At 31.2% G+C, this 17640-nt stretch carries 22 protein-coding genes; 9 read left to right on the top strand and 13 right to left on the bottom strand.

Going from position 1 to position 17640, the window contains the following annotated elements:
* Both CLU82_RS08685 and CLU82_RS08680 read right to left on the bottom strand, forming a co-directional pair.
* Entirely contained in the window at nt 1-837 is an 837-nt protein-coding gene (locus tag CLU82_RS08685; protein ID WP_100842722.1) for a DUF4349 domain-containing protein, read from the bottom strand.
* Between the two features lie 69 nt (nt 838-906).
* A complete protein-coding gene (locus tag CLU82_RS08680; RefSeq protein WP_100842721.1) occupies nt 907-1308 on the bottom strand; it encodes a ribonuclease P protein component in 402 nt (133 codons plus the stop codon).
* 76 nt (nt 1309-1384) lie between these two features.
* On the opposite strand from CLU82_RS08680, the gene CLU82_RS08675 reads away from it, so the two are divergent.
* The 5 genes from CLU82_RS08675 to CLU82_RS08655 all read left to right on the top strand — a co-directional run bounded on the left by CLU82_RS08675 (nt 1385) and on the right by CLU82_RS08655 (nt 5327).
* Nucleotides 1385-2167, top strand: a complete 783-nt coding sequence (locus tag CLU82_RS08675; protein ID WP_369829009.1) for a lysophospholipid acyltransferase family protein — start codon at nt 1385-1387, stop codon at nt 2165-2167.
* 131 nt (nt 2168-2298) lie between these two features.
* Nucleotides 2299-3033, top strand: coding sequence for a 1-acyl-sn-glycerol-3-phosphate acyltransferase (locus CLU82_RS08670; protein ID WP_100844982.1), 735 nt, complete (start codon nt 2299-2301; stop codon nt 3031-3033).
* 13 nt (nt 3034-3046) lie between these two features.
* Nucleotides 3047-4033, top strand: coding sequence for an acyl-ACP desaturase (locus tag CLU82_RS08665; protein ID WP_100842719.1), 987 nt, complete (start codon nt 3047-3049; stop codon nt 4031-4033).
* 88 nt (nt 4034-4121) lie between these two features.
* Nucleotides 4122-4775, top strand: a complete 654-nt coding sequence (locus CLU82_RS08660; protein ID WP_100842718.1) for an HD domain-containing protein — start codon at nt 4122-4124, stop codon at nt 4773-4775.
* A gap of 72 nt (nt 4776-4847) precedes the next feature.
* Entirely contained in the window at nt 4848-5327 is a 480-nt protein-coding gene (locus CLU82_RS08655; protein ID WP_100842717.1) for an SRPBCC family protein, read from the top strand.
* A 197-nt stretch (nt 5328-5524) separates the two neighbouring features.
* On the opposite strand, the gene CLU82_RS08650 is transcribed toward CLU82_RS08655, so the two are convergent.
* The 11 genes from CLU82_RS08650 to CLU82_RS08600 all read right to left on the bottom strand — a co-directional run bounded on the left by CLU82_RS08650 (nt 5525) and on the right by CLU82_RS08600 (nt 14800).
* Nucleotides 5525-6250 (bottom strand): hypothetical protein, encoded by a 726-nt coding sequence (locus CLU82_RS08650; protein WP_100842716.1) that lies wholly within the window; start codon nt 6248-6250, stop codon nt 5525-5527.
* A 364-nt stretch (nt 6251-6614) separates the two neighbouring features.
* Nucleotides 6615-7376, bottom strand: a complete 762-nt coding sequence (locus CLU82_RS08645) for a LuxR C-terminal-related transcriptional regulator (protein ID WP_100842715.1) — start codon at nt 7374-7376, stop codon at nt 6615-6617.
* 457 nt (nt 7377-7833) lie between these two features.
* A complete protein-coding gene (locus CLU82_RS08640; protein WP_100842714.1) occupies nt 7834-8232 on the bottom strand; it encodes a hypothetical protein in 399 nt (132 codons plus the stop codon).
* 57 nt (nt 8233-8289) lie between these two features.
* Nucleotides 8290-9072, bottom strand: a complete 783-nt coding sequence (locus CLU82_RS08635; protein ID WP_100842713.1) for an enoyl-CoA hydratase/isomerase family protein — start codon at nt 9070-9072, stop codon at nt 8290-8292.
* Nucleotides 9073-9082: 10 nt separating this feature from the next.
* Nucleotides 9083-10555, bottom strand: coding sequence for a PAS domain-containing sensor histidine kinase (locus CLU82_RS08630; RefSeq protein WP_369829007.1), 1473 nt, complete (start codon nt 10553-10555; stop codon nt 9083-9085).
* A gap of 2 nt (nt 10556-10557) precedes the next feature.
* Complete coding sequence (locus CLU82_RS08625) at nt 10558-11112, bottom strand: CopD family protein (protein ID WP_100842712.1); 555 nt, start codon at nt 11110-11112, stop codon at nt 10558-10560.
* A gap of 22 nt (nt 11113-11134) precedes the next feature.
* Nucleotides 11135-12148 (bottom strand): ferrochelatase, encoded by a 1014-nt coding sequence (hemH, locus tag CLU82_RS08620; protein ID WP_100842711.1) that lies wholly within the window; start codon nt 12146-12148, stop codon nt 11135-11137.
* A 102-nt stretch (nt 12149-12250) separates the two neighbouring features.
* Nucleotides 12251-13117 (bottom strand): helix-turn-helix transcriptional regulator, encoded by an 867-nt coding sequence (locus tag CLU82_RS08615; protein ID WP_100842710.1) that lies wholly within the window; start codon nt 13115-13117, stop codon nt 12251-12253.
* Nucleotides 13118-13238: 121 nt separating this feature from the next.
* The gene (locus CLU82_RS08610; protein WP_100842709.1) at nt 13239-13796 is read right to left on the bottom strand and encodes a YceI family protein; all 558 of its coding nucleotides are present in this window, start codon (nt 13794-13796) and stop codon (nt 13239-13241) included.
* Nucleotides 13797-13865: 69 nt separating this feature from the next.
* The gene (locus tag CLU82_RS08605; RefSeq protein ID WP_100844980.1) at nt 13866-14417 is read right to left on the bottom strand and encodes a YceI family protein; all 552 of its coding nucleotides are present in this window, start codon (nt 14415-14417) and stop codon (nt 13866-13868) included.
* A 14-nt stretch (nt 14418-14431) separates the two neighbouring features.
* The gene (locus CLU82_RS08600) at nt 14432-14800 is read right to left on the bottom strand and encodes a hypothetical protein (RefSeq protein ID WP_100842708.1); all 369 of its coding nucleotides are present in this window, start codon (nt 14798-14800) and stop codon (nt 14432-14434) included.
* 158 nt (nt 14801-14958) lie between these two features.
* Between CLU82_RS08600 and CLU82_RS08595 the strand changes: the two genes are divergently transcribed.
* The 4 genes from CLU82_RS08595 (at nt 14959) to CLU82_RS08580 (ending at nt 17397) form a co-directional block, all read left to right on the top strand.
* Entirely contained in the window at nt 14959-15348 is a 390-nt protein-coding gene (locus CLU82_RS08595; protein WP_100842707.1) for a hypothetical protein, read from the top strand.
* Between the two features lie 26 nt (nt 15349-15374).
* Nucleotides 15375-16214, top strand: a complete 840-nt coding sequence (locus CLU82_RS08590) for a DUF5777 family beta-barrel protein (protein WP_100842706.1) — start codon at nt 15375-15377, stop codon at nt 16212-16214.
* 134 nt (nt 16215-16348) lie between these two features.
* Entirely contained in the window at nt 16349-16783 is a 435-nt protein-coding gene (locus tag CLU82_RS08585) for a hypothetical protein (RefSeq protein WP_100842705.1), read from the top strand.
* Nucleotides 16784-16800: 17 nt separating this feature from the next.
* Nucleotides 16801-17397, top strand: coding sequence for a hypothetical protein (locus tag CLU82_RS08580; RefSeq protein ID WP_100842704.1), 597 nt, complete (start codon nt 16801-16803; stop codon nt 17395-17397).
* Nucleotides 17398-17640: the final 243 nt, after the last annotated feature.

Below are 17640 nucleotides of genomic sequence, written 5' to 3'. Positions count from 1 at the left end.
TTATATGTTTTTTTTCTTGAATCGTTTTCTAATAAAATAAAACAGAAGTATTGCTAAAATAATAAAAGGCCAAACTTCTAATAACCATAAAAAGAAACTGGAGATACTATAAAACCCAGACTTAAATGAATTCCATACTTTGGCTCCGTAGGAAATTGTTACGCCACTTTTTTCAGCGACTGTTTTGTAAAATTCTATTGTTATAGTGCTCATCGAAACTTGATTTTGAAGGTATTTCAATTGTCCTTCTTTTGCTTCAATTTCTTCGCGAATAGTTGAAAGCTGTGCTTCAATAGCCAACATATCAGGCATTTTGTTGGCTTTTGCTAAAAGCTCTAAATACCTGTTTTCTAATTTTCTTTTGGTTTTTAATCTTGCATCAAGGTCAATGTATTCGGCAGTAACATCTTGTGCGTTAATTTCTTTGTTGTCAAAATAAGAAACACCATTTGAAACATCTTTTATAAAAACATCAAAGTTTTCATTTGGGATTCGGACTATTACTTTCCTGTAAACCGAATTATAATCTTTTCCTTCACTATCGTTTTGTATGAAGGCTTTCCCTTTTATTACAGCAGATTTAACTTGCTGATAAGTGGTTTCTAAATTATCTGTTTCAAATTTAAGATTACCAGTTTTGATTATTTTTTGTTCTGGAATTTTATTCTCAGTATCATCTGATTCATAGGAATTAGCATCATCACTAACTATCGCTTTTGCAGGTGCCGAAAGCACTTCCATTTTCATATCAGCTGATTCTTCAGCAGCTGCGTCTGTTTTTTTGCAACTTAGTGAGACGAAAAATAATGCAAAGACAATTATTAATTTTGATTTCATAGATTGGTAATTTTTTTAAAAATACAAAATTAATTTAGATTTTAAACTAAAGAGAATTGACGCTTTAGTCTATACTTCCGCATCGGGTTGTTGTTTTTCGTTTTTTATCTGCAATACGAATTTCTCAAACAACTGTATAGTTTTGGTGTTGATTTCTTCAAAAGACAATTTGTCTTTGCATTGATAAAAAAACATAAACGAGTAAGGCTGATCCAGATTGTCCAGCAGTAAATGTTTATTAAGTCTATACGTTTCGCGGAGTACTCTTTTGAAATAATTACGGTCTACGGCTTTTTTGAAATATTTTTTGGAAACTGAAACACCAATTTTTATTTTTTCGCCTTCACCAAAAGTTCCTGTATTATAAACTAATCGCAACGGATATTTTGCCACCGATTTGCCTTTGGTAAATAATAATCCAATGGTAATTTTGCTTTTTAGTTTTTCGTTTTTAGGATAGGTAAAGTTCATTTTATAAAATAGACGCTGTTATATTTGGCCAAAGGTACAATTAAACACTAAAAGGTATAATTGTTCTAGTTTAAAATTGAGTAATAAAAAGAGATTTATTATTTTTGAGTATAATTTTTTAATAATGAAGAAGTTTTTATTATATCCAGTAACGATGGTATATTATGCTATCTATTTTACAATTATGTGTATTTTGCAACCAATAGAATGGGTTGCTTTTAAGCTTTTTGGAAATCAGGGATTACAAACAATCTTTAATTATATAGCTTATATCAGTTTAAAGTGTAATCATATTTTAGGCAGTAGATTTACTTTTGAAAATATTGAGTTTATTCCCAAAAACGTTCCCGTTATATTTGTGGCTAATCATCAAAGTTTACTTGACACCGCCGGAATTATTTGGTATTTGAGAAAATTTAATTGCTTTTTTGTAACGAAAAAAGAACTTGCAAAGGGTATACCAAGTGTTTCTTATTTTTTACGCAATGCGGAATATGTACTTATTGATCGAAATAACCCCAAACAAGCTATTCCGAAAATAAAATCTTTGGCCGAATATATTGAAAAAGAAAATTACTCCGCTGTTATTTTTCCGGAAGGAACGCGAAGTAAAACAGGAGAACCAAAGGAATTTGCAGAAAGCGGACTTAAAATTTTATGTAAATATGCACCATCAGCATACGTTGTCCCTATAAGTATTAATGATTCATGGAAAGTATATCAATATGGTTATTTTCCTTTAAGTTTTGGAAATCACATTGTTTTTACAGTTCATAGACCTTTGAAAATAAGTGATTTTTCATTTGAAGAGGTCATGAAAAAAACACAAAATGCCATTGTTCAAGGTGTGAAAGTTTAAAATTACAATTCCTCTGTTTCCTTTACTTTTAGTGTAAAATACAAAGTAATTTTATAATGAAAATCCAGCTGTTTTCTGAAATGGCTATAAATAAAATATATATTTATTACTTTTGTGCTAAATTTAATAGTATGCAGAAGTTAATTTCGTATCCCTTATCTTTTATCGTTTTAGTTTTAATTCTGTTGACTTTGTCGGTGTTTCACCCAATTCAATGGATTTGTTTGAATGTTTTTGGTTATCAGGCGCATAAAAAAAGCGTTGATTATCTTAACTTTATATTACTAAAGATTGTTATATTATTAGGAACGACTTTTAGTTTTGAAAACAGAGAAAGTATTCCAAAAGGAGTGCCTATCATTTTTGTAGCGAATCATCAGAGTTTGTATGATATCATTATGTCAATTTGGTATTTAAGAAGATTTCACCCAAAATTCGTTAGCAAAAAAGAATTAGCTAAAGGAATTCCAAGTGTTTCTTATAATTTAAGACATGGGGGATCGGTAGTTATAGATAGAAAAAATCCAAAACAAGCTATACCTGCTATTAAAAAAATTGCAGATTACATAGAAGAACATAAACGTTCAGCAGTAATTTTTCCAGAAGGAACACGAAGTAAAGACGGAAAACCAAAGGAATTTGCAGAAACAGGTTTGAAAATATTATGCAAAAATGCTCCATCGGCATATGTAGTTCCAATAAGCATTAATAATTCTTGGAAACTAGTAAAATATGGAACTTTTCCTTATGGTTTAGGAAATCGTATTACCTTTGTAGTGCACGAAGCATTCGCGGTAAAAGATTTTGAGTTTAAAGAAATCATGCAAAAAACCGAGTCGGCTATTGTAAACGGAATAAAAATTTAATAATTAATATATAATGTCTATAAAAAACATTCGTCTGGAAGTAATGCAATTTCTAGAAAATAAGGTAGATAGCTTTGTGGATCAATACTTGATACCAGTAGAACAAATTTGGCAGCCATCAGACTTTTTACCCAATTCCGAAAGCGATAATTTCCTTGAAGAAGTAAAAGAGCTTAGAGAAATTTCCAAAGACCTTCCTTATGATTTTTGGGTAGCTATGGTTGGAGATATGATTACCGAAGAAGCACTACCAACCTACGAAAACTGGTTGATGGAAGTAGAAGGCGTCGATAACGAAGCAAGAAATGGCTGGTCAAAATGGGTTCGTCAATGGACTGGTGAAGAAAATCGTCATGGTGATTTATTGAATAAATACTTGTATTTGTCCGGTCGTGTGAATATGCGCGAAATAGAAATGACTACGCAACATTTAATTAGCGATGGTTTTGATATTGGAACTGGCAGAGATCCTTATAAAAACTTTATTTACACAAGTTTTCAAGAGTTAGCTACTTATGTTTCTCACAACAGGGTGTCGCAATTGGCTAAAAGTTACGGAGATAAAAAATTAGCAAAAATGTGTAAAATGATTGCTGGTGATGAAATGCGTCATCATCATGCATACAGTCAGTTTGTAACTGAAATTTTCAAAGTAGATCCAAGCGAAATGATGCTTGCGTTTCAATATATGATGAAAGCTAAAATTGTAATGCCTGCACATTTCTTAAGAGAATCTGGAAATAAAATCAGTTCTGCTTTCGAACATTTTTCTGATTCAGCACAACGAATTGGGGTTTATACTGCCAACGATTATGTGGAAATCATGCAAAAATTAATCGACAAATGGGAAATCGACAAAATTGGAGGTTTAACAGATGAAGCAGAGAAAGCTCGTGATTATTTGATGAAATTACCCGCTAGAATGGCAAGAATCTCTGAAAGATTAGTAATTCCTTCAGAATCATTTCAATTTAAATGGGTAGAACCAGCGAGACTATAATTTTTTAAAATTAATAATACATTGAAATTGCTGATTTTTGAGGTTTATACTTTAAAAATCAGCTTTTTTTATAAATATAAAATAGCAAATGAGTAATCTGGATTTAATAAATAAAACAATCCTTTTTGTAAAAGAGAAATTAGCCAATGCTGAAGGCGGTCACGATTGGTTTCACATTCAGCGAGTATATAAAAATGCGTTATTAATAGCCCGAAGAGAAACTTGTGATGAGACAGTTGTAAAGCTTGGAGCTTTGCTTCATGATATTGCAGATAGTAAATTTCATGATGGAGATGAAACGGTAGGTCCAAAAGTTGCCCGCGATTTTTTAGAAAGCGAAGGTGTTTCTGAAGATACAATTACACATGTTATTCAAATCATCGATAACATCTCTTTTAAGGGAGGAAATAACGAAAAAGTATTCTCGTCTATCGAATTGGATATCGTTCAGGACGCGGATCGTTTAGACGCTATAGGTGCCATTGGAATTGCGAGAGCATTCAATTATGGAGGATTCAAGAATAGACCGATGCATGACCCTCAAATTGCTCCTAAATTGAACATGACAAAGGAGGAGTACAAAAATAGTGTGGCGCCTACAATAAATCACTTTTATGAAAAGTTATTATTGCTAAAAGACAAAATGAATACTCCAACTGGCGAGGAAATAGCTCAAAAAAGGCATGAATATATGCAAGGTTTTTTGGCGCAGTTCTATGCAGAATGGGATGGAGAGTTGTAGATATTAGAATTCAGACTGCAAGCTAAATTCCTGTCATCATAAATTTTAATTCACTTTAAAAACGCAGCAATTATGTCAGAGAGTAATTTAAAATGTTCAGAAGCTGATATGCTAATTAGAAAACCTGTTTCAGAGGTTTTTCAAGCATTTATTGATCCAGAAGTGACCAAACATTTTTGGTTTACAAAAGGTAGCCACAAGCTAGAAGTAGATAAAGAGGTAATTTGGGAATGGGAAATGTATAATTTCTCGACCAAAGTAGTGGCAAAAGAAATTATTCCTAATCACAAAATAGCTATTAATTGGTTTACTTCAGAACAACCTACCAGTGTTGATTTTAATTTCAAAACACTAAGCGACGGTTCTACTTTTGTAAGTATCAAACATTATGGTTTTGATAAAACCGGAGATGAATTATTAGAAACAATTAAGGATTCGACAGGTGGTTTTACCATTGTTCTTGCTGGACTCAAAGCCTATTTGGAGCATGGTATCAATTTGAATCTTATTCTAGACAAATTTCCGAAAGAACTAATGCAACACGGGAACTAAAATCCAATGATAGATTATTAAAAGGCTTTCAATATGAGAGAGAATCTCTGTATTTTGTTTGTAAATAAAGTTCTTTTTATTATTCTTCCGTCCATTGTTCAGTTTTATGTAGAATGGGGCGGAGGGTTATAAAAAAATAACCCTCCAGGAAAAAATAAATTTTGGAGGGTTGATATAAAAAAATATATGATGAAGATTTAAAGCACTCTTACGGTCTTAAAGAAGCCATTGTCATCATGTATATTTGCCCAAGTACCCTCTGCTTTTTCTCCTTCTATTGTGCCTATAATATTTGCTTCCACAGTTCCTTTAGTGTACTCTACAATTCCAGTAATAGTATTATTTGTTACAGTACCGGTTACTATTAAAGCTGTGCCAGAATCATTATGGGCAATACCAATAAGATGCTCCCCAAGGATGCAAAAATTAAATGCAGCTGGATTAGATTTTCCATCTTCATCAGTAGAAATTCCAACATAGCATTTTACGATTTTATCTGATTTTTCTTTTTGTATTTCAATACTAGCGTTTGCATGCCCAACAATTGAAATATTTGTAATGTTTGGTTCTTCTCCAGAAGCACCAACATTGAAATCAAAAGAAGATTCTCCATTTTTAAAAGTCAAACCAACTGTTTCTTGTCCAATAGTGCTGTTTTCTGTCGCAGTGTATATATATTCTTTACCATCAATAACTAAATGTGCAGTTTTGGTGTTTTCATCTTGGTTTATTTCTATTGTGCCAGTAGAACCAATAAAAACTCCTTTGTAAGTCCCGAAGTTGCTAGAATCAAATTTTTTGATTGCAGTTGGAGTCTCCGTTAATTGTTGTGATTGTTCAGGTTCGTCTTTGTCTGATGAGCATGAAAATGCCATTGATCCAATGAACACTAATGCTAAAATCGTTTTTGAAATAGATTTCATTTGTTTAGGTTTTTTAAAATTTGTATGCCTACTCTATTACCCCTTTTCGGCTAGCGGGTTGGTTATTACTATTTAAAATATAAGCTGGAAATGTATCTTATAAAAAACACATTATTTGTCATTATTTATAAAAAATATTATTTAGTAATTAATATTGATGCAACAATGTGATTAAGAATATATTTAAAAGATTAGCTTTTTTATTTTGATAAAATTAGATTCTTCAAAGTACTATATTTAAGACCACAAAAAGAATACCTACAAATAGGTATTTGTGGTATTAATTTTGTTGCTTGAAACAATTTCTGATATTTAATAAAGTAAGAATTATGGTAGAAATGGTACTGGAGTAGTTTTTCCTAGTTTAAATCAAACCTAATAGCAAACATTTACGAATTAATTCTATTGAGTTTTTTGAACCTGATTTATAATTGATGTTTTTTCGATGAGTTTTTACGGTGTATTCACTAATAACAAGAAAATCAGCAATTTTTTTGTTAGTATACCCTTCGGAAATAAGCTTTATAATTTCAATTTCTCTTTTTGAAAATGCTGTGATATTCTTAAAATCAAAAACCACATCTATATTAGTATATGAGGGCTCATTATTTAAGCCTATAAGTGAAATTGTATTGGTATTGGTTTTGGTAAGATGATCTATATTTGTGTGGATATTGAGGGATTTTCCAATGCGGCAGTCATCATCCATTGTGAGGATTATAGATTGGTGATTGAGCATGCAATATTCCCCATTTTTCATTCGACTTCTAAAGGAATAATTTGCTTTGTAATTGAGCGTATTTTCTTTTCCTAATTTATTATAAAGGAACTCAAAATAAGTGGCTTCAGCTTTTGAAACAAACTCCATATCATCAGGATGAATTGTATTTAAGATATCATCAAAAGTAACTGTTTCAGAGTTAAATCCATGAATTTCAGATATGTATGGACTAACATTAGATAGTGACATGTCACAAAAATCTATTATATAAAAATAAAAAGGTCCTACACTAATTAAAGAATTTATAATTTTATCAAAGTTGAATTGATGAATTAAAGAAGTTAGTTCTGTTGTTACTCCTGCAGCCTCCCAAACTGTTTTTAGCTTGTTTATTTTTAGATTCATAAATTATTTGATTTAAAGATTGATACCAATTAGGTGTTAACTAATTTTAAAATCATAAATAAGTAACAATTTTTTAAAGTCTGAAATCGAGAGTGGTCAAAGTTGTGCTCTGAGGGGGGTAAAAAGATATGATTATTCAAACTAAAGTTTTAAAAATAGAGTAAATTTATTCAACAATCAGATAAAGATTGAAAAAAGATTCTAAACATTCTTAATTAGAGATTTTGGAATACTAAAAAGTAACGTTTAATGAATGACAGAATTAGAGCTATCTACTTTTACTTGTAATAGAATAAGAAGTTAAACCAAATCTATCAATTTGGCAATGATTATTTGTGTTTATTGCTTTAAAAATGAGGTGTCTATTAGTTGTTTTATAATAGATTGAACGAATTAACTAAATGTTTTTAAAGGAATTAGAAGTCAATATGATTACAATTTATTATCCTGATTGTTTTCACAAGCCCTTCTCTTTCATCTCCAAAATCACATCTGAAGCGCTCTTGAAAGTTGGCGCTTGTTCAATAATACTTCCAACACGTTTTTTATTCAATTTGAAGGTAATATCGTTTTCTATTGTGAATAATAATGCAGTCAAAAAAGGATTATTCATATAAGGAGCTAATACAAAAAAAGCTTCTTCCAATGAATGGAAACTTTCAATTTCTTCGGTTTTGTATCGGGCAATAATAGAAAGACTAAACACGTCATTTTCTAATAAAACGGGGCGAACGTAAATGTTTTTTAATTCGGTATCGCCAATAGTTTTAGCCAAAGTTAATTTGGCATAGGTTTTATTTTCGATGCTTTCTTTTACTTTTTCCCAGAATTCGGCAAATACAGGTTGGAACGACATACGTTTGATTTTTTATTGTTTTTTTAATAATTAATTTTAAAAGAGAGTTTTTGAATTTTATTTCCCTTTAAAAACTGGTTTTCTTTTTTCTAAAAATGCTTTGGTTCCTTCGTTGAAATCTTCAGTCCCAAAACAACGACCGAAGTTTTTTATTTCAGTTTCATATCCATTTTTGCCCTCAGCAAAATTAGCATTGATTGATTTTATGGCTCTACCAATGGCAAAAGGAGAGTTATTCATGATTTTTTGAGCAATCGAAATAGCAAATTCGATTAATTCTTCTTGCGGAACTACATGATTTACTAAGCCATATTGTTTAGCCTCATCGGCAGTGACCATTCCAGCTGTCATTATCATTTCCATAGCGCGTCCTTTACCAACTAGTTGAGGTAAACGTTGCGTTCCTCCATAGCCAGGAATAACACCAAGAGAAACTTCAGGAAGCCCCATTTTGGCATTATCAGAAGCTACTCTAATATGACAAGCCATAGCCAATTCTAATCCTCCTCCTAAAGCAAAACCATTAACAGCTGCAATGACAGGAGTTTTTAGATTTTCTATATAATTAAAAAGTAATTCTTGTCCTTGAAACGCTAGTTGAGCACCTTCTTCAATGGTAAAATGCGCAAATTCGGTAATATCAGCACCTGCAACAAATGCTTTTTCTCCACTTCCTGTGAGTATAATAACTTGAATTTCTTTGTTTTTCCCCAATACTTTGATGGCTTTATGCAAATCATTTATGGTTGCGATATTCAAAGCATTCAGTTTACTGGGTCTATTGATTACAACAGTAGCAATGTTGTTTTCTATTGTAATTAAAAGATTGTCGTAGTTCATAGCGTTTGTGTTAGGAGTTAATAATGGGGAGGGTAACCGTAAAAATAGTTCCTCTTCCAAATTTAGTTTCAAAGGTAATTGTTCCGTTGTAGTTTTCTATAATGTTTTTTATAATTCCGAGACCTAAACCCATTCCACTATTTTTGGTAGTGAATTTGGGTTCAAAAATATTGTCAATATGCTCTGGATCTATGCCTGTTCCATTGTCTTTAATAGTGATGATAACTTGGTCTTTTGTTTTTTGTATGGTTACCAATATCATTTTTGTTTCTTGGTTTTCTGGAATAGCTTGGGTAGCATTTTTGACCAAATTGGTAATGATTCTGATGAGTTGAGTTCGGTCAATTTTGGATATAATTTCCTTTTCAGAACATTCGAAAACAATATAATCTTCATGAAAAATATCCAAGGTCAGTTCTATTACTTCTACTACATTTAGTAGTTCATTTTGTTGTGCAGGCATAGTGGCAAAATCAGAAAATGCCGAAGCTACCGAACTCATTGTATCAATTTGCTGTATTAATGATTCTGAAAAATCATTTAGTTTTTGTCTAATATTTGGAACTTCAGGATCAAATTTTCGTTGAAAGCTCTGAATTGTAAGCCGCATTGGTGTAAGCGGATTTTTGATTTCATGAGCCACTTGTTTTGCCATTTCTCTCCAAGCCAAATCACGTTCGTTTTGGGCCAGTACAATTGCATTTCTTTCGAGTTCTTCGGTCATTCTGTTGTAGGCGAGCAACAGCATGTTGATTTCTTTAATCTTTGCCGAAAACGGAATTTTTTCATTCTTCTGATTCAAACTGGTTTCCCTTAATCTTTCGGCAAAATCATAAATAGGCTTAGTGATAAATGAAGAGAGTATATAAGCCAATCCAAATGCTATCGCGATCATTAGCGAATAGACTTGTACTAATCGAATTAAGAAATTGTTTAATTCTTTTTCGTAATAACCATCATCTGGGATGTTTGGTAATTTTAGGATTGCAATAGGTTTGAATTTCTTATTTTTTATAAGACTATAAGAAGATCTGTATTTGATTCCGTTGACGGTTTTGACCTCAAGAAACCTTTTGTCAATTGAGGAATTGACTAATCGGAGAATGAATTTTGAAACTGTTGGGGAATATTTTTCTACAGAAAATGATTCTTTAGATGATTTTATTAATTTTCCATCTAAGGAATAAATTTGTATTTCGGTATTTTGTATATCTGATATTTCGTGAATTTTATCATTAAAAATTAATTTGATATTTTCATCGTTTAAAGGATAAGTTGTTGTTGAAAGCATGTAATCAATATGCTTTTTTACATAGGTTTCCATTGCTTCTATTCGCCTTTGATTGTATTTTTTTGCGACATTTTTATACTGAATAATGGAAATGGTTATGAGTAAAAGTGAAGTAGCGATGATTAATACAACCATCGAAATGAAGATTCTAAAACGTAATGAAATTAATGGAATCTTAAAACTTTTAGACATGATTATGAATTGTTTTTCTTCCTGATTTTTTTGTAAAATTTAAATCCAAGCATGATTGTAATCGAAAATATAAAAATTCCGATTACGCCGTAAATCCAATTTACAGCATTTTTTAAGATTACTAAAAAAACTACAGCAAATAATATGATAGTGGATACTTCATTCCACAAACGCATAAAGTTGCTAGTGTATTTAATTTCATCTCTTTGTAATTGACTAAAAATCTGCTGGCATTTTAAATGATATAAATATAGCACAAAAACAAAGCCAAGTTTTACGTGCATCCAAGGCATTTGTAACCAAGCATTTCCCATTGGGGTAAAAAACAACATCCAAAAGGCAAAAATACTGGCCAAAACTGCACTTGGCCAAGTTATAATGTACCATAAACGATAGGTCATTATTTTGTATTGTTTTTGCAAGATTTCTTTTTCTGGCGAAGGTTTGTCGTTAGCCTCAATTTGGTACACAAACAAACGAACGATATAAAAAAGTCCTGCAAACCATGTAATAACAAAGATGAGGTGCAGGGATTTTAAGTAGTTATAATATTCCATAGAGTACTATGCTTATTTTGTGTTATTTAGCCCAATCGTTAATCCAATTCCCAACGGTTTGACACCATTGGTCATCATCATTTAAACACGGAATAGCAAAGAAATTTTCACCTCCTTTTGCTTCAAAATCTTCTTTGGCACGCATGGCAATTTCTTCAAGAGTTTCTAAACAATCTGAAACAAAAGCTGGAGTTACAACGGCAAGATTTTTAATTCCTTTTGCAGGCATTTTATCAATTTCGATATCAGTATAAGGCTCTAACCATTTGTCACCAGCTAATCTAGACTGGAAAGTCAAACTGTATTTGTCTTCAGGAATATTTAGTAATTTAACTACTTGTCTGGTAGTTTTATAACATTGATGACGGTAGCAAAATTCATGTGCAGGTGAAGGCGTGTTGCAACAAGAACCATCAATTTTGCAATGTGATTTGGTCACATCGGTTTTGCGAATATGACGCTCTGGAATTCCGTGATACGAGAACAATAAATGATCATATTCAAATCCAGATAAATGTTTTTGAATGGAGTCAGACAAGTTTTTAATATAATCAGGTTTATTGTAAAATGCAGGAACATCCGTAAATTTCATGTTTGGAAATTTTTTCTTGCGAATTTCTTCGGCTTTGACCAAAATAGTTAAAGTTGAAGCCATAGCATATTGAGGATATAAAGGAAAAAGTAATACTTCATCAACTCCTTTATCATGCAATTCTTGTAAACCTTTTTCAATAGTCATCGTGCCGTAACGCATTGAGAGTGCTACAGGAATATTTACTAAAGGTTGTACTTTTTTCTGCATTCTTTCTGAAAGTACTACTAAAGGAGAGCCTTCATCCCACCAAATTTTTTGATATGCGTGAGCCGATTCTTCAGGACGTTTTCTTAAAATAATACCACGAACCAGTAAAGCACGTAACAAATATGGAACATCAATAACATATTTATCCATTAAAAATTCGTCTAAATATGGTTTTACATCTTTTGGTTGTGGACTTTCTGGAGAACCTAAATTTACTAATAATACGCCTTTCATATGCAGATTTTGATTTTTGTCAAAAGTAGAAAAACCCACTTTTTTGAAATATGATAAATGTTATTTTTTTATTATGATTTAATATCTAAAAATGATAGTTTTTTAGACATTGGTATTAATTGACATTAAATATTTTTTTGGAGTAGTTCCAAATTTCTTTTTGAAGGCTGCAATAAAATGACTCCCAGTACTATAACCAATTTTTAAACCGACTTCGTTTACATTATAGGAACCGCTATCGAGCAACTTTCGGGCTGTGTCCATTTTGTAATCAAATAGAAAACCATAAACCGTGTCGCCATAAATTTGTTTAAAACCCATTTTTAGCTTCTTTAAGTTCAAACCAATTTGATCGGCTAGTTCTTGTAAACTTGGAGGTTCGGCCATATTCGCAATAATGATTTCTTTAGCTTTTTTAATCTTCAACACATTTTCTTCATCTATTAAAAACGGACATTGCTCAGCATTTGGATCTTCACTTCGATTAAAAAACAAACTCAATAATTCGTACCCTTTGCCTTTGTAATACAAGTTTTTGATGGATGGATTTAAATTATAATGAAACATTTGGTTCAAAACAATCGCCATCGATGGACTAATATCACTTTCGTTATAGTATTTTTTTTCCTGGTTTTCTTTACTTAAAAAAGGAATATGTTCGGCATCAGTCGTAAATAATCCGTGAAATTTTTTGATGGAAACAAATATAGAAATCAACCAAGACTTTGGGGCAATTTCAACATGTAAAGGCAATTCTTTTTCGGTATTATAAAAAAGCAAAGCTTTTTCTTCGTTGAGTTTTAAGTTATAATTTCCTTGATTAAAAATATAATTGGCATTTCCTTTCAAACCAAAATGAAATTGAATCAAACCCAATTGAATAGGGCGTTGAAACGTTATAATTTCATTGGTGTTGTTTTGAAAACGAATTAAAATAAAATCATCGTCAATTTTTATTTCTTCCTCCATTTTGTTGATTCCCTTTAGTCAAGTTATTATTACCGTTTTTGATAAAACGAATAATTTATCTTTTCAAAATTAAATCTTTTTGATGGTTTATCCTTTACTTCCCATCTATTTTATAAAATCTTTATTGTTTTGTCTCATTATATTTAAAAACGGTAGAGATTTGTACATTAACTTTATTTGTCAGTTTATTTTTGATAACAGCAGGTATTGAAATATTAAAATCGCTTGCATTTGTGCTAAAGTTTGCTAAAATTTTAATTACTAAAGACGTCTTGCTAATTTTTGCTGTAGCTATTATATCCTTAGATTTTCCGTGAAGTTCTAATGTTCCTTTTATTGTAAAATCTTTAGGATTTGCAGTTAAACTATTCACATCAAACCCATTAATTTTTCCTTTGAATATTGCTTTAGGATATTGGTCACTTTCAATAAAATTTTCATTGAAATGCTCTTCCATCAAGGCGATTTTAAACTGGAATCCTTTCATTAAAGCCAAACTTGCAATTTCTCCTGTTTGTGGATTTAAAACAAAAGTTACACTATTATTGGTTGCCTTAACTTCTTCAAAGGAAGGAACAGAAGCTTCAAAAGTTATAGTTCCTGATTTGTCAATTATTTTTTCTTGTGAAAAACAAATACTTCCTATACTTAGCATTACTATGAGTATGTTTTTTTTCATGATTCTATTTTTAAATTATCATTCTAGCAATATATCTCTGGTCAATCTGCCAAATTGAACTAATGGTTATTAATTAAATTCGGGTATCAAAACAGCTGCAATTTTAATATTTACTTTATTATCAAGTTTATATTTAATAATAGATGGAATTGGGATGCTAAAATCACTTGTATTTACAGTAAAATTCGAAAAAACAGTAATTCGAGAACCTGTTTTACTGATTCTTGCATTAGCGTTTATATCTCTAGATTTTCCATGAAGTTCTAGTTTCCCTTTTATGATATAATCTTTATATTCTCCTGTCAAATTGTTAGCGTCAAATCCTTCTATGTGTCCTCTGAAAATTGTTTTAGGATATTTATCCGTTTCCATATAATTTTCATTGAAATGTTCTTCCATCAAAGCGATTTCAAATTGAAATCCTTTTAGCAAAGCCAAGCTTGCAATGTCTCCTGTTTCTGGATTTAAAACAAAAGTTACATTACTATTGATACCTTCAACAGGTTGAAATGAAGGCACAGAAGCTTCAATAGTTATTGTTCCCGATTTTGTTATCAATTTTTCTTGCGAAAAGAGAATCAATGAAACCAGTAACATTATTATAAGTAATGTTTTTTTCATAATGTTTTTTGGAATTATTTTTCTAATAATCCATCTTGATTCCATTTAAGAATGATGTCTATTGTGGTTTGAGGCAATCTTGGCCCTCCATTTGGCATTAAGGAACTGTTTCCGTTTTCTAATGAAATTCGGGTGAGTAATCCACGATTTAAAACGGCTTGTTTTACTTGGTCATAAGTTACTAATGACATAGGTGCTCCATTTTTTGGAACTGTAGCGTGACAGACAATACAATTGTTGTCAATTATGGATTTTACATTTTGATTATAGGTTGCCAAGCCTATTATTGTGGTATCATCCATTAGCGTGTCTGGGTTGTCATTGGTACAACTCAAAAGAATTGTAGATAATGACAAGGAAACAAAAAGAATTTTCGCATTCATAATGACTGGTTTTAAATTAAAAAGAATGAATCATAAAAGCATTTCTAAAACATATACGATAAAATGTATTGTATAGTTTTTTTGAACTGCATTATTATTTTTTAAAACCAAAGATTCGTTTTTAACGTAGATACTTCAAACACCAAAAAAAAGTAGCTATGAAAAATAAAATACTTCTAGGGATTTCATTTTCCTTGGCAATTGCAACTTCCATTTATCTCTACACTTATAAAGAACATCGGGATATAAGTTCTGAAACACCAGATTATGTGGTCGCCATTTCTGGACTTGAAAAAGAATTTTCTTCTAATGGTAGTTTGGCTTATGCCAAATATCAAGATAAAACCATCGAAATGACCGGACAAATAACAGCTATTGATGCTGTAAACAAAGGGATTGTATTGAATGACAAAGTATTTGCAACCTTCAAAGACAGCTTACCTAAAAGTATCGCAAATGATAAAATACTAAACATCAAAGGAAGATTTTTAGGGTATGATGAATTGCTTGGAGAATTTAAAATCGATCAATGTTCTGTAACGTACTAAAACAAAATAATTTAAAATTATATCTCATGAAAAAACTTGTACTATTTTTATTCTTATTCCCTTTATGGATTTATTCTCAAAACGACTTATTGTCTGGTGTAGATATTCCTGTTTCAAAAGAAAAAGTAATTTCTGCTTTTAAGGCCCTGAAAATCGTTAACCTGGAATCTACAAAAGTAGCCGCAAAAGGGGATATGTACTTTATAGTGGCACACCGATTCGGGTCAATAAAAGATGGATTCGAAGGATTTTACGGATTGGATAACGCTAATACCCAAATCAAATTCATCTACGGAATAACAGACGGTTTTCATATTAGCGCTGCCAGAAGCCAATTGGCTTATGATTTTGCTGCAAAATATGCTTTATTTCCTCAGATAAAAGATGGTTTCCCAGTTAGCATTGTTGGATTTAACAGTTTGTCAATAAACAACACACTCAAAGAAAGTAACTATCCTGAATTGAAATTTGAAAATAGGTTGACTTATGTAGCCCAATTATTAATTTCTAGAAAATTCACGGAGAAGCTTTCATTGGAAGTAGTGCCAACTATTTTTCATGAAAATTTTGTAGAAAACCCTGAGCAAAACAATACACAATATGCGATTGGTTTTGGAGGTAGGTACAAATTTGCTAAACGCTGGTCTTTAAATATCGATTATGCTGCTCACCTGAACAGGGTTTCCAATTCTATTTATAACAATCCATTATCTATTGGTTTTGATTTAGAAACGGGTGGACATGTTTTTCAAATGCATTTTACCAATTCCCAAGGTATAGACGAAGCTGGATATTTGGCTAGAACTACAGGAGATTGGTCCAAAGGAGATGTGTTTTTTGGGTTTAATCTCGCTAGAGTTTTCTAAAAATATTTGACAGTTTAGAGTTTTAATTATTTAAAACAATTCTAAATTAATGTTTTTTCTCTTTTAAATAAAACCAACTTAAAAAAGCTCTCGTATATGCTTTTAAAATCAAATCAATTTTAAAATGCATCGGTATGAAAATTAACAAAACAATAAAAAGAGGTCTTTTGGCAGCATTAGTTCTTATGGTGCTATTCTTCGGAATTCTCATTTTCCACATTGTTACAGCAAAACCAGCTGTGTATGAAAGCCCAAATTTGCAAATCAGTCGAATCGATTTCAAATCGAACATAGATTCTGTTGAAGCAAAAAAAATATGTTCGGATTTAAGGTCTATAAATGGCTTAACCTCCGATTCTATAATCGTAAAAAGAAATGTTGTGGTTTATTTCCACAACAATAAAATTACGAATTCTAAAAAAGTGTATGATCAATTAATGGCCAAAGGACATTATGACGCTCAGCGATACATTTTACCAGCAAATTTGGCAAACAAAGAAGTCTGTCCAATAGATCAAAACAGTTTTAGCTATAAAATGGCTAAATCAATAAATCAAATTTTTAATTAACCTTTAATATTTTTATTATGAAAAATTTTTCAAAAATTACACTAAGTGTATTGATCGTTGCATCGGCAACTTTAACTTCTTGCAGTAATAATGATGATGAAGCAACACCAATGCCAGTAGCAAAAGCTACAATTTATGAGCGCCTAGGAGGAACAAAAATGGTGACAGATCCAGACAATCCAGGAATGATGATCGAACAAGGTCGTTTGAGTTACCGTAAAGTAGTAAATTCAACTATTGGATTAATTGTAGCAGATATTCAATCAAATGCAGCAGGAAATTTACAGGCTCATTTTGCTCCTCTATTAGCAGAAACTGGAGATACTCAAGCTACTAATATTGCTAAATTATCAGATAATTTGACTGACTTCTTCTCATTTAACACAGGAGGAACTAACGCTGTAAATACGTATTCTGGTTTGAGTATGGTAGCGGCTCACAACCCAGCGACAAATGCTCGTATGGGTACTAAAGCTAGTAATGCTGATTATACTAAATTTGAAGGTTATGTTGGTGCAGCTGCTAATGCTAATGGAGTTGCTTCAAATACAGAACTTTATACAGATGTTGTTGCTGTTTTAGAATCATTGAGAACACCTATTGTTCAAAAATAATTTGTTAGTTCTTAATAAAACCCTGCCTGGACAGGTAGGGTTTTATTTAATAAAGCTGTTTTATAAACTTCATTAGTATTATGAAAGTGAATGATTTATCAAATTTAAAAAACCCATCTCAGAACTCACAGCGATATTTTTTCGTTTAAAATTCAAAGCAATAAGGAAAATATTATTTAGAATAAATCTACATAACTCACTAACGAAGGCTTGATTTCATTATAAAAGGCAATAAATACTATT

Source organism: Flavobacterium sp. 5, assembly GCF_002813295.1.
Taxonomy (GTDB): domain Bacteria; phylum Bacteroidota; class Bacteroidia; order Flavobacteriales; family Flavobacteriaceae; genus Flavobacterium.
This window is presented reverse-complemented; position numbering and strand designations above follow the sequence as displayed.

Coding starts and splice junctions, on each gene's coding strand:
- CLU82_RS08580 (WP_100842704.1), top strand. CDS start 16,801: ATGAAAAATTTTTCAAAAATTACACTAAGTGTATTGATCGTTGCATCG.
- CLU82_RS08680 (WP_100842721.1), bottom strand. CDS start 1,308: ATGAACTTTACCTATCCTAAAAACGAAAAACTAAAAAGCAAAATTACC.
- CLU82_RS08625 (WP_100842712.1), bottom strand. CDS start 11,112: ATGGAATATTATAACTACTTAAAATCCCTGCACCTCATCTTTGTTATT.
- CLU82_RS08610 (WP_100842709.1), bottom strand. CDS start 13,796: ATGAAAAAAAACATACTCATAGTAATGCTAAGTATAGGAAGTATTTGT.
- CLU82_RS08600 (WP_100842708.1), bottom strand. CDS start 14,800: ATGAATGCGAAAATTCTTTTTGTTTCCTTGTCATTATCTACAATTCTT.
- CLU82_RS08665 (WP_100842719.1), top strand. CDS start 3,047: ATGTCTATAAAAAACATTCGTCTGGAAGTAATGCAATTTCTAGAAAAT.
- CLU82_RS08585 (WP_100842705.1), top strand. CDS start 16,349: ATGAAAATTAACAAAACAATAAAAAGAGGTCTTTTGGCAGCATTAGTT.
- CLU82_RS08630 (WP_369829007.1), bottom strand. CDS start 10,555: ATGTCTAAAAGTTTTAAGATTCCATTAATTTCATTACGTTTTAGAATC.
- hemH (WP_100842711.1), bottom strand. CDS start 12,148: ATGAAAGGCGTATTATTAGTAAATTTAGGTTCTCCAGAAAGTCCACAA.
- CLU82_RS08640 (WP_100842714.1), bottom strand. CDS start 8,232: ATGTCGTTCCAACCTGTATTTGCCGAATTCTGGGAAAAAGTAAAAGAA.
- CLU82_RS08605 (WP_100844980.1), bottom strand. CDS start 14,417: ATGAAAAAAACATTACTTATAATAATGTTACTGGTTTCATTGATTCTC.
- CLU82_RS08670 (WP_100844982.1), top strand. CDS start 2,299: ATGCAGAAGTTAATTTCGTATCCCTTATCTTTTATCGTTTTAGTTTTA.
- CLU82_RS08645 (WP_100842715.1), bottom strand. CDS start 7,376: ATGAATCTAAAAATAAACAAGCTAAAAACAGTTTGGGAGGCTGCAGGA.
- CLU82_RS08615 (WP_100842710.1), bottom strand. CDS start 13,117: ATGGAGGAAGAAATAAAAATTGACGATGATTTTATTTTAATTCGTTTT.
- CLU82_RS08655 (WP_100842717.1), top strand. CDS start 4,848: ATGTCAGAGAGTAATTTAAAATGTTCAGAAGCTGATATGCTAATTAGA.
- CLU82_RS08595 (WP_100842707.1), top strand. CDS start 14,959: ATGAAAAATAAAATACTTCTAGGGATTTCATTTTCCTTGGCAATTGCA.
- CLU82_RS08685 (WP_100842722.1), bottom strand. CDS start 837: ATGAAATCAAAATTAATAATTGTCTTTGCATTATTTTTCGTCTCACTA.
- CLU82_RS08590 (WP_100842706.1), top strand. CDS start 15,375: ATGAAAAAACTTGTACTATTTTTATTCTTATTCCCTTTATGGATTTAT.
- CLU82_RS08650 (WP_100842716.1), bottom strand. CDS start 6,250: ATGAAATCTATTTCAAAAACGATTTTAGCATTAGTGTTCATTGGATCA.
- CLU82_RS08635 (WP_100842713.1), bottom strand. CDS start 9,072: ATGAACTACGACAATCTTTTAATTACAATAGAAAACAACATTGCTACT.
- CLU82_RS08660 (WP_100842718.1), top strand. CDS start 4,122: ATGAGTAATCTGGATTTAATAAATAAAACAATCCTTTTTGTAAAAGAG.